Below are 11,791 nucleotides of genomic sequence, written 5' to 3' on the forward strand. Positions count from 1 at the left end.
CTTTCCTGTAATTAAATACACATAGCTAAATAATTACAAGAAAAGAATTAAGAAACTGATAACAATTGCCAAAATAGGAACAGCTTCAATCAAACCAACACTAATAAACATGTTAGTTCTTAATTCATTAAAAATTTCGGGTTGTCTTGTCATACCCTCAATAGTCTTTGAGATAACACGTCCATTACCCCAACATGCAGCTAACGCAGTCAGACCTGCAACAAGTGCGGCAGCTAATTGTTTCATAAAAAAACCTCCAAAAAATTATTCTTCCATGACTTTCTTATTAATATAAACCATCGAAAGTGTTACAAATACATATGCCTGGATCGAGCCTATAAAAATAGAGAAGCCTTGCCATATCATAGTTAATGGTACCGAAGCGAAGATTGTTGCCCATCCTGCACTTTTAGCAAGATGCTCGCCAATCAAATTCAATAATACTTCACCGGCATATATATTACCGTACAAACGTAATGACAATGTCAAAAAATTCGTAAACTCTTCAATAACATTAATCGGCAGCAAAAATCCAACTGGTTTGGCATAATTAGCTATAAAGCCCTTTGCTCCAAACTTTTTAATACCAAAGTGATACGATAAAAGCAATGTCATCATCGCCATCGTCATTGTAATTAATGGACTTGCTGTTGGTGATTTGACAAGAATTTGATCATTAATCTTTACTTCTAGGAATAAACCCAATTGGTTCATAAAGAAAATAAACAAAAATAATGTAAATGCATACAATGATAATTTTGATTGCACTTCACTATCGGAAACATTATTCTTAACTATACCATTTGTAAAGTCGATAATAGCTTCCAGAAAATTCTGCTTTTTTCCTGGCTTTAAACAAACTTTACCTGATAACCAATAAACTAATCCGAATATTGCAATTGCTACCAAAGTTCCTGAAAAGCAATTGGTAATATTAAAGTTCAATCCTAAAAAATTAACAACTATAGATTTCTCACCCACTTCGTGACCTCCCTTCCAGTGCTTATTACCATGCACACATATAAAATTATACGCCCGTTTTTATTAAATTTTCAAATAAATATTCAGTTATTGTTTATTTTGTTCCAAATAAACGGTCACCGGCATCTCCCAACCCTGGGAAAATATATCCATTAGACATTAATTTTTCATCTTCTGCTGCTGCATATATATCAACATCAGGATTTTCCTTTTGGACTGCCTTCACACCATCAGGTGCAGCAACCAAAACGGCTAGCTTGATATCAGTTACGCCACGTTTTTTCAAGGCACCGATAGCCAAATTAGCTGAACCACCCGTAGCTAACATAGGATCAACAATAATGCATTGTCTTTGTTCAACTTCAGGGGGCATTTTGAAGAAATACTCATGTGGCTTTAAAGTCTCTTCGTCACGATACATACCAATATGTCCAACTTTAGCTGATGGTATCATCTGCAAAACACCTTCAACCATTCCCAAACCTGCACGTAAAATTGGTACAACTACTAATTTCTTACCTGCCAATTCTTTTTGAACGGTCTTACCAATTGGAGTTTCAATTTCAACGTTCTTCAATGGTAAATCACGTGTCATCTCATACACCATTAATCCACCAATCTCACCAACTATTTGACGAAACTCGTTAGTACCTGTTGTCTTTTTCCGAATAATAGTTAATTTGTGTTGAATTAACGGATGATTAAGAACTGTAAACTTTCCCATAATTTCCTCCTGTAAAAAAATATATCCGACTATTATTTTAGCAGACATTAGATACAATGAACTCAAAACATCAAAAAAAAAAGCGAGAATTAATCTCGCCTATTTTTTAAAATGATTTCCTGAAGCAGCCTTATTTAATCTATTCATATATGCTGCACTAATATTTCCTTTAGCAAAACCTTGAACATATATTGTTTTTATTTGCTCATTACTATCAAAATATCTTAATGCACCAAACAAATTATGTGCTGCTTCATCAATAGAAACACCTAATGAAAAGCTATCTGCATCTCCCAAATCATGCAAATTATCAGCTAATGCAGCTACACCTACTGATGAATCATGCGGTATATATGCAAAATCTGCTGGATCATCCACAATATACACTGGTGAGCTAGGAGCATAGTGACGATATTTCATCCCTGGTGCTTTAGGCACATCTTTAGTTTGAACTGTACCTTTATTGAGTAAAACTTTTTTATGTAATACTTCTGATAACTCATCTGGAGTAATTTCACCTGGTCTTAAAACTACTGGTTGATCTACAGATAAATCGATAATTGTAGATTCTAATCCTATTTTTGTAGGACCATTATCAATAATACCAGCAATCTTGCCTTTTAAATCATGATATACATGTTCTGCTGTCGTTGGCGAAGGCTTAGTAGAAGTATTAGCTGATGGACCTACAATTGGTCTAGCTAAAGTCTGAATTAACTCATTAGTTAAAGGATCCTGTGGACACCTAAAAGCAGCTGTTGGCAATCCTCCAGTCACAGCATCAGGCAATGCACCTTCTTTAATAAATAAAATTAAAGTCAACGGACCTGGCCAAAAATAGTCAATTAACTTTTGAGCATCAGCAGGTATTTCAGTAACATATTTTTTCATCATCGCTTCATCTGCAACAGTTACAATCAAAGGATTATCACTTGGCCTGCCTTTAGCTCTATATACATTTTTGACTGCTTCTTCATTAGTAGCATCAGCTCCTAAGCCATAAACAGTTTCAGTAGGAAAAGCTACTAACTCGCCTTGTGCTAACAATTGAGCAGCTTGTTTAATATTATCTTTATTAAAAATTTGTGTATCCAATTTATTATTTCCACCTTCCATGAACCATTCGCGGTTTACCAGCTAAATCATTTTTAAATTCAATTGTAAATTCAGGAAGCTCCTTGGCAAATAATTCAGCCAATAAATCCTTTTGTGAAAAACCAAACTCCAAAAAGAAATGTCCATCTTTGTTTAAATGTTTTGGAACTTGTTTAACAAAACGACGATAAAAATCTAAGCCATCTGCTCCAGCAAAAAGTGCCTCTTCTGGTTCATTTTTTATAACATTTTGATCCATCAAATCTTTTTCACTATTTTTAATATATGGTGGATTGGAAATAATTAAATCAAATTTTTCTAATCCTATCAGGACATCTGCTTTTCTAGTGATGATATCATTCAAGTTAAATTTTAGGAAATTTTCCTCACTTTGCCGTAATGCCGAATCAGTAATATCACTAGCATAATACACAATATTGTTTATATTCTTGCACTCAGCTTTTTTAGCTAATGCAACAGTGATCGCCCCAGAACCAGTACCTAAGTCTAATACTTTACTATTATCCTTGAGATAATCTAAAGCCCATGTAACTAGCTCTTCAGTCTCAAATCTAGGAATCAATACGCCAGGATGAACATCAATACTATAACCTAAAAACCATGCATGACCTACGATATATTGAGGTGACATCCCCTTATGCAATTTATTTAAATCTTTTTTTATTTGAGTTAATTGTTCTTTAGGCAAATCCTGATCCAATTGCAAACGATATTGACTAGGAGTCAAATTTTGCCTTTCTGCTAAAACAAAATCAACATCTTCTGCTAGAATTTGTGGATTTTCAGCAATAAACTTCGTCCTTAATGTTCTAAAGCTAGGCATTATCATCAGCCATCTTTTCTAATTGTTTTGTTTGGTAATATAAAACTAGTGCACTAATAATATCTTCTAACTCACCATTCATAATTCGATCTAATTTATTTAAAGTTAAACCGATGCGGTGATCTGTAACACGATTTTGTGGATAATTATATGTTCTAATTCTTTCTGATCTATCACCAGTACCAACGGACTCTTTTCGTTTAGCATCATAACTAGCCTGATTTTGACTCTCATAAAAATCATAAACCCTTGATTTCAAAATCTGCATAGCTTTTTCACGATTCTGTTGTTGTGATCTTTGATCCTGCATAGCCACTACAATACCAGTTGGTAAGTGTGTCATTCTAACCGCACTAGAAGTTTTATTAATATGCTGTCCGCCCGCACCAGATGAACGATAAACGTCAACCCTAATATCTTTAGGATCTAAATCTAAATCTACTTGTTCATATTCTGGCATAACAGCAACTGTTGCAGTAGATGTATGTACACGTCCTTGTGATTCAGTTACAGGAATTCTTTGGACACGATGTGCACCATTTTCATATTTCAATTTTGAATAAACTTTATCACCACTAATCATCACAGCAACACGCTTAAAACCACCAACTTCAGTTTCTTCAGCGTCAATAATCGACATCTGCCAGCCTTGATTTTCAGCATATTTTTGGTACATCCGCAACAAATCACCTGCAAATAAAGACGCCTCATCACCACCAGCAGCCCCTCTTATTTCCATAATGATATCCTTATCGTCATTAGGATCTTTAGGTAACATCAAAATTTTTATTTCTTCTTCTAGCTTATTTACTTCTTCTTCAAGGGCTATGTTTTCTTCTTTAGCCATATCAATTAAATCTGAATCTGATTCATGAGATATAATTTCTTTATTGTTAGCAATTTCTGACTGATCATTGCAAAAAAGTTTGTATTTTTCAACTACTTCACGCAAATCGGCCTCTTCTTTTGAAATTTCCATATACTTTTTAGTATCATTGATAACTTCAGGATCTGACATCATTTCCTGCAATTCTTCATAATGAGCTAATAAGCTCTCTAACTGTGCCATAACTTTATCCATTGGCAAAATTCCTCTTTCATCATAAAAATAATTTACTTTTCGGGATTAAAATAATGATGTCGACAAACTGGATAATAACTCTCGTCCCCACCAATTTGTACTTGTTCTCCCTCATAAACTGGTACTCCATTATTTATTCTTAAATTCATTGTTGCCTTATGACCGCAATAATGACAAATAGTTTTCATCTCTTCTATTTTATCAGCAAAAATCAATAAATTCTCACTACCTTCAAATAAGTGATTCTGAAAATCATTTTTTAAACCAAAGGCCATGACAGGTATTTTAAGGTCGTCAACAATATGAGTACATTGTAAAACATGTTGTCTTGTTAAAAACTGTGCCTCATCTATTAAAACACAAGCTAATGGTTCATGCTCAATATTCAAAGATTTTTTATTTTCTTCCTTAACGTAAGAAAAAATATTCATATCATGATCAATCGCAACAGCAGTTCGATGTAATCCAATTCGTGAAGAAACTACACCGACACCGCTTCGATCATCCAATCCACTCGTCATTAAAACTATTTTTCTTCCTTGCACCTCATAATTATGAGCAACTTTTAAAATTTCTATTGTTTTACCTGAACTCATTGCTCCGTAACGAAAAAATAATTGTGGCATGTTAATTTCTCCCCTTTATTTTCTTTACATAAAATAAGTATAGATTAAATTAATAAATATTGCAGATAAATATCGTTTTAATGTTAATCATATGCTATAGTATGTTCTAGTTTGAAATGGAGGATCAATATGTTTATTAAAACTAATTTAGCCAAATTCTTAGGTAAAGTTTCTTACTTAGTCTTGCACAATATTTTCAACGGTGGAACAAGTTTTCCTGGAAAATTGGCTGTTAAAATTGACCACAATATTTTGGAAGAACTTGCTAGCGATTATGAAGTCATACTTGTAACAGGAACCAATGGCAAAACAATGACTACTTCTATCATAACAGAAGCACTAAAAGAAAAATATGGTGATGTGTTAACTAACCCTTCGGGCTCAAACATGTTACAAGGAATAATAACTGCCTTTTTAGCTCATCGCAAAAAACATAGTCAACGTAAAATCGCTGTCTTAGAAGTAGACGAGGCTTATTTAAAAATTATTACTACTTATTTAAAGCCAAAGGTAGTGGTATTAACCAATATTTTCAGAGATCAAATGGATCGATATGGTGAAATTTATACGACTTATGAAAAGATTATCACTGGAATTAAAAATTGTCCTGATGCTACCATTGTGGCAAATGGTGATGCAAGCATTTTTTCATCAGACGATCTAACTAACCAGAAAATATTCTATGGCTTTGATTTAAATAATTCAGACCAAAAAACTGATTTACTAGCTCCAGTTAATACTGATGGTGTATTATGTGCAAAATGTCATAATATTCTACATTACCACGAAATAGTCTATGCTAATTTAGGTAACTATTTCTGCCCTAAATGTAATTTTCATCGACCTAAATTAAAATATACTGTCAATGAAATCGTCAAACAAACGCCTAAATCATTAACATTTAAAATGGGTACTAAAGTATATCAAATGGCTATTGGTGGCACCTATAACATATATAATGCCTTAGCTGCCTATTCTGTAGCTAAAGAATTTGGCTTGTCAGATGATGAGATTGCCAGATCATTTAGCAAAAATAAGCGAATTTTTGGGAGACAAGAATTAATTAACTACTCTGATAAGGAAATCATTCTAATTTTAGTCAAAAATCCAGTTGGCTTAGATTCTGTTCTAAATATGCTCAATACTGAAAATGACGACTATTCTTTAATAACTTTATTGAATGCCAATCATGCAGATGGTATTGACACTTCATGGATCTGGGATTCCAATTATGAATCCTTACACAAAGAAAATATTAAACACATCTTAGTTGGTGGTTTACGCCACCAAGATATGCATTTACGACTAAAAGTCGCTGGTTTTGATCCTAAAATCATGGAAACTACTCCTACTGATGACGAGTTAATCGATGCAATTCCTAATTTGCCTTGCAAAAAAATATATATTCTATCAACTTATACTGCTATGCTTAGCTTGCGTAAAAAAATGGCAGAAAGAAAAATAATCAATGTAAATATGTAAATTTAAATTATCGAGTTTTCTAATAAAAAAGACTCGATAATTTTTTGACGCATTTTTAGGAAAATCAAATTGTGTCCAGAAGGATATATACGATTTGTTAAGACAATTAGCCCTGTTTTTTTGACCTTATCAAGTAACATGAATGTTCCAGTAAATCCTGTATGATAAATCAATGTATGATGATCAGATGGATCAAAGCACAAATCCCACCCCCAGCTACGAGCATGCAGCTTAGCGGGGGTTTTTATTTTGTATAACTCAGATAATGTTGCTGAGCCAAAAGGTAAAATATCATCCCTTAATCCAACATAGCCTTGTGCTAATCGATATAAATCAGCAATATTAGAAAATAATCCTGCTGACCCACAACTTTTACCTAACACTCGTGCTTTAGGATCATGCACTACACCGCACAACATAATTCCCTGCTGATTCATTGCTGTAGGGACTGTTTTATTAGCATCAGGAGCAAAACTAGTTGCTTTAAGTCCTGCAGGCTTGATTACTTCGTGCATAATGATATCTTGCAAATCTTGCTGATATATTTTTTCAAGTACTAAGCCTAATAAAATAAAATTAGTATCAGCATAACGCACTTTATGTTCAAACTCTTCTGTTACAGGTAGATTAATAATTGCCTGCAATAATTCACGTGCATTTAATTGATCCCGATTAGCAATCCAACCTTTAATACCACTAGTATGTGTTAATAAATCACTTAATTTTACTCTCTTATCTAAAAATTCAGGCAAATACATCTTTAAAGTATCATTGAAAGCAATTTTACCTTCATCTGCTAATTTCAACAGAACATTAGTTGTGCCAATAACCTTAGTCAAACTAGCTAAATCATAAATTGCATCTGCTTTTAATGGAACAGGTTGCGGTATTATTTGTGACAACCCGACTGTATTTTGCCATACATCATTATTTTTAAAAATTAGATAATTAACACCAGGTACTATTTTGGATGCTACCATCATTTCAATCAATTTTTTAGTCTTTAAAAACTCCATAATTTATCACCCACTTAATATATATCATACCTGCTATACATATCAAATTACCATCGATTATACAAAATTTTAATTATAAGCCTTGACATCTTTAAAATATTAAATTATATTAGTTATTGTTAGTTTTGCCCGTTGGTCAAATGGTTAAGACGCCACCCTCTCAAGGTGGAGTTACGAGTTCAATTCTCGTACGGGTGATTACTGGGTTGTAGCCAAATTGGTAAGGCGGGGGACTCTGAATCCCTAATGTATCGGTTCGAGCCCGGTCAACCCAATCTTACGATTTCTTACTCACATAAAAAAAGCTCTTTATTTAAAGAGCTTTTTTTATTGACTATTATTTCATCATAGCCTTTTTAAGTGCCTTAAACACACTATCATCAGTCTGTAAAATTAGACGTGGATATATTCTTCTAATTAAAATCAATATCCCTATTAAAAAGCCTACTGTTATTGAAATTGAAATTAATATTTCCCACGTAGATGCTACTTCATAAATAATTCTAATTGGCATCATAAATGAAGAAATAAAGGGAACATATGATAAAACAAATAACAAGTTACTATGTACATTATTATTAAATTGTGTAGCTAAAATAAAACACAAAATAATCAAAATTGTCATAAATTGGGCAGTTTTACCTGCATTTTCTGGCTTAGAAGCCAAAGCTCCACATAATGCAGCCAAAATAAGACAAATGATTAATGCAGCAACAACATATATCAGACTATAAATACCTATATTACCTAAAATTGCACCAACAAAAGGATCAAATTGATGTACTAATGTTTTACCTTCTTTAAAATAAGGTAATAATCGCCAAATGCTATATCCACCTACAAGATAAATGCCTATGTGCAATAATACTTCTCCAATTAATCCCATTATTTTACCAATAAAGTAATCACCACCAGGCATACTTGAAAAAACAACTTCCATAATCTTAGTTCCTTTTTCTGTAGCAATTTCCTGTGTAGTAACACCATTATATATCAACAAAATGAAATATAAGATAAAACAGACAGCATAGAAACAGATTATTTTAATACCTGTATCATTCTTGATTTCTTTAGACTTTTCTGCTTGTTTTATATGTACCTCAGGTACTGTCATAATTTTCTTTTTTTGTTCATTAGATAGCTTAGCTGTAGCAAAATTAATATTATTTTGTAGTCCAGATATAATTACACTACTTCTTTTATGAATATTGCTAGAATCAGTTGGTTGCAGATAAACCGTTGCATCCAATTGCTGATTCTTTTTTATAGTCAAGTAAAGATAACCTTTAATTTTCCCTTTTTCAAATAATTTACTAGCTGTAGCTTGATTGTCATAAAGTTTAACATCTGGATTAGCTTTTAAATTGGTTTTTAGTAAATTATCTTTACAAACTACAGCAATCCTATTATCAGTGTCATTCTTTTGGTGAGCACTCTTAGCTGTAGCAAGACCAATGATGATATTAATGCCAACAATAATGAATGGACCTAATACCATAAATATAAAGCCCCAAGATTTTATTTGGCGAAAAAATGTTTCCTTGGCAACAATTAATATCTTTTTCATAAACCTTCACCCGCCTTTTGCTTAAATATCTCATTCAAAGTAGGAGGCTCCTGATCAAATGTTTGGATATATTTTCCTTGTGATAAGATATCAAAAATCGTATAACCATATTCAGCCGAAGTTAAGTATAATTTGATTCGACCATCATTAAGTAATTCTGCTTTTTCAACACCATCAATTTTGGCTAAGTCCTCAATAGCCATAGAGGTTCTAACATATATCCGCGTTAGGCCAAATTTATTACGCACATCATAAGTATTTCCGTTAAGCACAACTTTACCATTGTCTATCATTACCACGTCATCACATAGCTCCTCTACATTAGACATATTATGATCTGAGAAGATAACTGTTGCTCCTTTACTTTTTTGATTAAGAATCTCACGCTTCATTATTTCAACATTCAAAGGATCTAATCCACTAAAAGGTTCATCTAAAATAATTAATTGTGGATTATGAATAAGAGTCGCAATCATTTGCACTTTTTGTTGATTTCCTTTAGAAAGACTTTTTATTTTGTCATCAACCTTTCCTTTAACTTCAAGTCGCGACATCCAGTCAGCTAATAATTTATCGATTTCTTTATCATCCATTCCTTTTAACCTAGCTAAGAATTTAATCTGTTGCTTAATCTTGAATTTAGGTAACAAACTACGTTCTTCGGGTAAATAACCCACACTATTGTAATCACCTGCTCCGAATGGATGACCGTCAATTAAAATATCACCACTATATTCCACAAATTTTAAAATACTATGAAAAATAGTAGTTTTACCAGATCCATTTTTTCCGATCAATCCCAAAATATGTCCATCTTGAGCAGTAAAGTTAACGTCATATAAGACTTGTTTATTTCCAAAACTCTTATTTAACTGCTTAATTGTTAACATAAGATTCGCCTCCTCACATATAGTAAAAGATATCATATGAAAATAAAAAAAGATATATGTACATATATCTTTTTTAGCAAATTATAAGTTATTAAAGTCTCTTAGTTAAATCATCATGTAAATCTTCATAACCAGGCTTGTTTAAAAGACCAAACATATTACGCTTATAGCTTTCAACACCTGGTTGGTTGAATGGATTAATTCCATTCAAGTATCCAGATATACCTACTGCCAATTCGAAGAAGTAAATCATATAACCTAATGTATGTTCACTTTGATCTGCAATATTGACAGTCATCACTGGAACTCCACCATCTGTATGTGCTAAAACTACGCCTTCATATGCACGATCGTTGACATAATTCATCGTCTTACCAGATAAGAAGTTTAACTGGTCTAGATTTTCAGCATCATCTGGAATAGTAATGTCATGACTTGGATTTTCTACTCGCACAACAGTTTCCATCAAATTGCGACGCCCTTCTTGAATATATTGACCCAATGAATGTAAATCAGTAGTAAAGTTTGCACTAGATGGATAAATACCCTTTTGGTCTTTACCTTCAGATTCACCGAACAATTGTTTCCACCATTCTCCAAACATTCTCAATGTTGGTTCATAATTCTCTAGCAATTCTGTAGTAAATCCTTTGCGGTACAAAATATTTCTTAAAGCAGCATACTTATATGGATTATCACCTAAAACATCAGTAGTTTGATAGTCACTGCGTGCATCAGCTGCACCTTTCATCAAAGCATCAATATCACCACCAGCAACTGCTATTGGTAAAAGACCTACTGCTGATAATACTGAGAAACGTCCTCCTAAATCATCAGGAACAACAAATTCTTCATATCCCTCAGCATCTGCTTCAGTCTTTAAAGCACCTTTTTGACGATCAGTTGTAGCATAAATTCTCTTAGCTGCTTCTTCTTTACCATACTTAGCAACTAATTTTTCTTTCAACACACGAAAGGCAATGGATGGTTCTGTAGTAGTACCTGACTTAGAAATAATATTTAAGCTGAAGTCTTTATCACCTAACCATTCAATTAAATCATATAAATATGAACCAGAAATTGAATTACCACAGAAAACAACAGTTGGATACTTTTCTTTGCCTTTGCCATAAAAAGCACTATTTAAAAATTCAATCGCAGCTTGAGCTCCTAAATAAGATCCACCGATTCCAATTCCGATTAAAACTTCAGAATCTTTTTGGATTTTAGCAGCAGCTTTTTTAATTCGGGCAAATTCATCTTTATCATAATTTACAGGTAAATCAATCCAGCCACGGAAGTCTGCTCCTGCTCCAGTTCCTTCACGTAATTCTTGATCTGCAGCGTTCACCATAGCCTGCATTTCCTTTAATTCATTATCATGAACAAAAGGTGTCAATTTACTATCGTCAAAACTTAAAACTTTTGTCATCTTTCAAACTTCTTTCTATAAGAATTAAAACTGTATACACTTTCATTTTAGCA

The 11,791-nt window shown here is 32.9% G+C and carries 12 protein-coding genes and 2 tRNA genes; 3 read left to right on the forward strand and 11 right to left on the reverse strand.

Going from position 1 to position 11,791, the window contains the following annotated elements; all coding sequences use genetic code 11:
- Positions 1-33: 33 nt before the first annotated feature.
- The 7 genes from atpE to G6Z82_RS04365 all read right to left on the reverse strand — a co-directional run bounded on the left by atpE (position 34) and on the right by G6Z82_RS04365 (position 5,351).
- The gene (gene atpE, locus G6Z82_RS04335) at positions 34-246 is read right to left on the reverse strand and encodes a F0F1 ATP synthase subunit C (RefSeq protein ID WP_006729215.1); all 213 of its coding nucleotides are present in this window, start codon (positions 244-246) and stop codon (positions 34-36) included.
- 18 nt (positions 247-264) lie between these two features.
- Entirely contained in the window at positions 265-981 is a 717-nt protein-coding gene (gene atpB / locus G6Z82_RS04340; protein ID WP_006733439.1) for a F0F1 ATP synthase subunit A, read from the reverse strand.
- 94 nt (positions 982-1,075) lie between these two features.
- Positions 1,076-1,705, reverse strand: coding sequence for a uracil phosphoribosyltransferase (upp, locus tag G6Z82_RS04345; RefSeq protein ID WP_006730115.1), 630 nt, complete (start codon positions 1,703-1,705; stop codon positions 1,076-1,078).
- Positions 1,706-1,804: 99 nt separating this feature from the next.
- A complete protein-coding gene (locus G6Z82_RS04350) occupies positions 1,805-2,800 on the reverse strand; it encodes an L-threonylcarbamoyladenylate synthase (RefSeq protein ID WP_006733437.1) in 996 nt (331 codons plus the stop codon).
- 4 nt (positions 2,801-2,804) lie between these two features.
- On the reverse strand, positions 2,805-3,644 hold the full coding sequence (gene prmC / locus G6Z82_RS04355; protein WP_006738341.1) for a peptide chain release factor N(5)-glutamine methyltransferase: 840 nt from the start codon (positions 3,642-3,644) through the stop codon (positions 2,805-2,807).
- Positions 3,637-4,725 (reverse strand): peptide chain release factor 1, encoded by a 1,089-nt coding sequence (prfA, locus tag G6Z82_RS04360; RefSeq protein ID WP_006730205.1) that lies wholly within the window; start codon positions 4,723-4,725, stop codon positions 3,637-3,639. The genes prmC and prfA overlap by 8 nt, the downstream gene beginning before the upstream one ends.
- A 32-nt stretch (positions 4,726-4,757) precedes the next feature.
- Positions 4,758-5,351, reverse strand: coding sequence for a thymidine kinase (locus tag G6Z82_RS04365; protein WP_006729221.1), 594 nt, complete (start codon positions 5,349-5,351; stop codon positions 4,758-4,760).
- A 129-nt stretch (positions 5,352-5,480) separates the two neighbouring features.
- On the opposite strand from G6Z82_RS04365, the gene G6Z82_RS04370 reads away from it, so the two are divergent.
- Positions 5,481-6,833: a Mur ligase family protein gene (locus tag G6Z82_RS04370; protein WP_006730159.1), complete on the forward strand. Its 1,353-nt coding sequence runs from the start codon at positions 5,481-5,483 to the stop codon at positions 6,831-6,833.
- 2 nt (positions 6,834-6,835) lie between these two features.
- Here G6Z82_RS04370 and G6Z82_RS04375 read toward each other — a convergent pair whose 3' ends face one another.
- Positions 6,836-7,849: a serine hydrolase domain-containing protein gene (locus G6Z82_RS04375; RefSeq protein WP_006730178.1), complete on the reverse strand. Its 1,014-nt coding sequence runs from the start codon at positions 7,847-7,849 to the stop codon at positions 6,836-6,838.
- Positions 7,850-7,975: 126 nt separating this feature from the next.
- Here G6Z82_RS04375 and G6Z82_RS04380 point away from each other — a divergent pair.
- Positions 7,976-8,047, forward strand: a tRNA-Glu gene (locus G6Z82_RS04380).
- Between the two features lie 4 nt (positions 8,048-8,051).
- Positions 8,052-8,124, forward strand: a tRNA-Gln gene (locus G6Z82_RS04385).
- A 62-nt stretch (positions 8,125-8,186) separates the two neighbouring features.
- Here the strand turns inward: G6Z82_RS04385 and G6Z82_RS04390 are convergent.
- The 3 genes from G6Z82_RS04390 to G6Z82_RS04400 all read right to left on the reverse strand — a co-directional run bounded on the left by G6Z82_RS04390 (position 8,187) and on the right by G6Z82_RS04400 (position 11,738).
- The gene (locus tag G6Z82_RS04390; protein ID WP_006738334.1) at positions 8,187-9,416 is read right to left on the reverse strand and encodes an ABC transporter permease; all 1,230 of its coding nucleotides are present in this window, start codon (positions 9,414-9,416) and stop codon (positions 8,187-8,189) included.
- On the reverse strand, positions 9,413-10,306 hold the full coding sequence (locus G6Z82_RS04395; RefSeq protein ID WP_035511940.1) for an ABC transporter ATP-binding protein: 894 nt from the start codon (positions 10,304-10,306) through the stop codon (positions 9,413-9,415). Before G6Z82_RS04395 ends, G6Z82_RS04390 begins: the two co-directional genes overlap by 4 nt.
- Positions 10,307-10,397: 91 nt before the next feature.
- Entirely contained in the window at positions 10,398-11,738 is a 1,341-nt protein-coding gene (locus G6Z82_RS04400) for a glucose-6-phosphate isomerase (protein ID WP_006731908.1), read from the reverse strand.
- Positions 11,739-11,791 lie beyond the last annotated feature (53 nt).

Source organism: Lactobacillus iners, assembly GCF_011058775.1.
Taxonomy (GTDB): Bacteria; Bacillota; Bacilli; order Lactobacillales; family Lactobacillaceae; genus Lactobacillus; species Lactobacillus iners.

Coding starts and splice junctions, on each gene's coding strand:
- G6Z82_RS04375 (WP_006730178.1), bottom strand. CDS start 7,849: ATGGAGTTTTTAAAGACTAAAAAATTGATTGAAATGATGGTAGCATCC.
- atpE (WP_006729215.1), bottom strand. CDS start 246: ATGAAACAATTAGCTGCCGCACTTGTTGCAGGTCTGACTGCGTTAGCT.
- G6Z82_RS04390 (WP_006738334.1), bottom strand. CDS start 9,416: ATGAAAAAGATATTAATTGTTGCCAAGGAAACATTTTTTCGCCAAATA.
- prmC (WP_006738341.1), bottom strand. CDS start 3,644: ATGCCTAGCTTTAGAACATTAAGGACGAAGTTTATTGCTGAAAATCCA.
- G6Z82_RS04370 (WP_006730159.1), top strand. CDS start 5,481: ATGTTTATTAAAACTAATTTAGCCAAATTCTTAGGTAAAGTTTCTTAC.
- G6Z82_RS04395 (WP_035511940.1), bottom strand. CDS start 10,306: ATGTTAACAATTAAGCAGTTAAATAAGAGTTTTGGAAATAAACAAGTC.
- G6Z82_RS04400 (WP_006731908.1), bottom strand. CDS start 11,738: ATGACAAAAGTTTTAAGTTTTGACGATAGTAAATTGACACCTTTTGTT.
- prfA (WP_006730205.1), bottom strand. CDS start 4,725: ATGGATAAAGTTATGGCACAGTTAGAGAGCTTATTAGCTCATTATGAA.
- upp (WP_006730115.1), bottom strand. CDS start 1,705: ATGGGAAAGTTTACAGTTCTTAATCATCCGTTAATTCAACACAAATTA.
- G6Z82_RS04365 (WP_006729221.1), bottom strand. CDS start 5,351: ATGCCACAATTATTTTTTCGTTACGGAGCAATGAGTTCAGGTAAAACA.